Consider the following 1,286-nt stretch of genomic DNA (forward strand, 5'->3'; position numbering starts at 1 on the left):
TGAGGTGGTCCCGCCTTCTTGGACAGTTTGGCGGCTGAGTTAAGCTAATCCCGGTTATCGTTCATGCCGCCTGTTTGATCATCAGATCATGGGGGGCATGCCCCCCATGATCTGATTGTCCGATCCGCCGATAGGCCTCGAGTGGGGTTCTCCCGGCCAGGCTCGAGTGCGGACGCTGGGTGTTGTAATAGGTGATCCACCGGCCCAGGCCAGCCCGCAGTTCGGAGCCCGTCTCAAAGGCGTGGAGATAGACGCACTCGTACTTCAAGGATCGCCAGAGGCGTTCGATGAAGACGTTGTCCATCCACCGGCCTCGGCCATCCATGCTGATGCGGACCTCGGCGTCGCGTAGCACGCTGGTGAACGCGTGCGACGTAAATTGGCTGCCCTGATCGGTATTGAAGATCTCGGGCTTGCCGAAGCGGGTCAGGGCCTCCTCCAGCGCTGCGATACAGAAGCCGGCGTCCATGGTGTTCGACAGCCGCCAGGCCAGCACCTTGCGGGTTGCCCAGTCCATGATCGCTACCAGATACAGAAAGCCGCGCCGCATGGGGATGTAGGTCACGTCGGCACACCACACGTGGTTTGGCCGCTCGATCGCCAGCTTGCGCAGCAAGTAGGGATAGACCCGGTGCTGCGGATGGGGATCGCTGGTGCGCGGCCACTGGTAGATCGGCGTAAGCCCCATCTTCGCCATCAGCCGCCTTGCCCGACGGCGACCGACCTCATGTCCTGCACGCAGGTGCCGCGCCATCTGGCGGCTGCCGTACCAGGGGCAGTCCAGAAACGTCGCGTCGATCACCGTCATCAGCGCCAGCGTCTCGTCCGTTTCCGGCACCGGGGCGTAGTAATAAGACGAACGACTGATCCGCAGCAGGCGGCATTGCGCAGAGATCGACAGGCGGTGGTGAGCAGGTTCGATCATCGCCCGCCTCCGATCCACGCTCATCGACCGAAGGCTTTCGCTAAAAAATCCCGCTCGACGACCAGTTGCCCGATCTTCGCGTGCAGCTTCTCGACCTCGCTATCGTTGGCGGTCTTGGCCACATCGCCCGCACCGGAGAACGTGCCGGCCATCCCTTCGATGGCCTGCCGCTTCCAGGATGCGATCATCGTATGGTGCACGCCATGTTTGGCGGCTAACTCCGCCAGCGTCAGGTCACCCCGGATCGCCTCCAGAGCCACCTTCGCCTTGAAATCCGCGCTGTAGCGCTTCCTCGTCGTCTTCATTCCCGTACCAATCCGTCAGGTCGGAATTAGCTTAGCATCCTGTCCAGAAAACCGGC

At 62.1% G+C, this 1,286-nt stretch carries 1 protein-coding gene; it reads right to left on the reverse strand.

The genetic code is table 11. The features are described 5' to 3' along the window. Nucleotides 1-61: 61 nt before the first annotated feature. Nucleotides 62-1,230, reverse strand: a protein-coding gene (locus tag AC07UX_RS21140) for an IS3 family transposase (RefSeq protein ID WP_495193931.1) whose coding sequence is annotated in 2 segments (ribosomal slippage) — nucleotides 62-966 and nucleotides 966-1,230 — 1,170 coding nt in all. Because the reading frame shifts where the segments join, the coding sequence is not laid out codon by codon here. Nucleotides 1,231-1,286: the final 56 nt, after the last annotated feature.

The organism is Sphingobium sp. GW821-FHT02B05, from assembly GCF_059421905.1.